The organism is Yoonia sp., from assembly GCF_036007805.1.
GTDB lineage: Bacteria > Pseudomonadota > Alphaproteobacteria > Rhodobacterales > Rhodobacteraceae > Yoonia.
In genome coordinates, this window is record NZ_DASYOK010000089.1 from 1 (window position 1) to 1,774 (window position 1,774).

At 61.1% G+C, this 1,774-nt stretch carries 2 pseudogenes; both read left to right on the forward strand.

Annotated elements, in window-relative coordinates:
- Positions 1-1,253: pseudogene (locus tag VGP75_RS05195) on the forward strand (hypothetical protein); the annotation flags it as partial.
- Positions 1,254-1,407: 154 nt separating this feature from the next.
- A pseudogene (locus tag VGP75_RS20680) lies at positions 1,408-1,774 on the forward strand (portal protein); the annotation flags it as partial.

Consider the following 1,774-nt stretch of genomic DNA (forward strand, 5'->3'; position numbering starts at 1 on the left):
GCGACCGTGGCTTTGAAAGCTATGGTGTGCAAGACAATCGGCGCGGTGGTGGCGGCAACCTTGGCAGCTTCGGAATTGGCTCACAAGATGACCCCGGTGGCCGTGCGGGCGCTGGCTGGAGCGCTTTAAATGACGCGCGTCAGGTTGGCGGCGGACTTTTTGGCGGCGGTGGTTTATTTGGCGGATTTACGCCCGGTCGCGCTATCGGTGGGCTTCTGGGCGGTTTGATTGCTGGCCCCATTGGCGGCCTTGTCGGTGCGGGCATTGGCGGCGGCATGGGTCGCGGTGGCCAAGGCGGCGGCTGGGGCTACGTTGATGCGCAAGGCAACCGTGTGTCGGCTGGCCGTGACATGATCGACGGCGGCGGCCCCGGTCGCTCTGGTGATCGGTTTGAAGGCGGCGGCTTGCTGTCTGCCGCTGGTAACGCGCTGGGCATTCGCCCGGCTGGATACCGCGACCGTCAGGCTATGCAGTCCCAGATGTCCGCCGATCAGGTTCGTGCTGGCATTGGCAGCGCGGGTGGCATCCCGCCGGTTGGCGTAACTGACCTGACTGGCACCAGCGCAAGCGTTGCACCTGTTTCTCAGCCTGTAGCGCCGCAGGCAATGGGTCAGACCATGCGCCCCGGATTGACGGCGGAAGATTTGGCTCGATTGCAAGCGATGGGATTGGGTCAAGGCGCATTGGTGGGCGAGCAACCCACAGCGCAGGAAATGGCCGCGTTGATGCGTGGTCCGGGCATGTTGATGGACTTCAACAACCCAGCGGCCCGTCCATATGCGCCGCAGCAACCCGGCATGGATGTAAGCGCCGCAACCGGCATGGTATCGCCCAGCGCAAACATTACGCCATCTATGTCTGGCGTTAACGTTGGCCTGTCTGACCTTGGCACAACTCGCCCGCACGTCAGCCGCGTCCCGCCCGCAATGCCGTCTGCCGGTGCGGTGCCGTCTGTTGGCACGCAGTCTTATCGAGTTGGAATGGCCCCAACGGCAATGTCTCAGCCCCCGATAAGCGGCCAGTATAGCCCGGTATTTTCCGGCTTCAACGTGGCTCCCGGCATGGACCTCGGCGCGCCTGCGCGGTCTGCGCCTTCGATGTTCCAGCCCACGGCAGTCACCAGCACGCGCGGTGCGGGTATAGCGCAGCCATACGGTGCCGAGGCCAGCGCGGCTACGCAGCGGATGCTTGACGCGTTGCGGGCAGAGCAATTCAATCGCGGCAACCGCATCCGTCGCGTTTACAACAACTAGGTAAGTTGATGGACCCCATCCTATCTTTGCCGCTTGCCAATCTCAGAGCCTACATTGCCGCCGCTGGCGGCGTGCTTGGCCGATAGGAGCCGCCATGTATCCCGACGAAAACGACCTCACAAATGAAGTCAACGAACTGATCAATCCTGATTGGATGTCAGAAGACGAACTGCAAGGCGTTGTCGGTTCTGAAATTGATGATGCTGTTGATTTCATCGACAACGTTGTTTCGCCCATCCGCGCTGACGCGACCAAATACTATCGCGGCGAACCTTTCGGCGATGAGGAAGACGGTCGGTCGCAAGTTGTAAGCTATGACGTGCGCGACACTGTGCAGGCCATCCTGCCCAGCTTGATGCGCGTCTTCACTGCGTCAGACTAAACCGTCCAGTTCACGCCGCGCACCCCCGAAGATGTGGACATGGCCGAACAGGTCACGGAATACGTCAACTATATCTTCAACCGCGACAACAACGGCTTCATGGTTCTGCACAGCGCGTTCAAAGATGCGCTTATCCGCA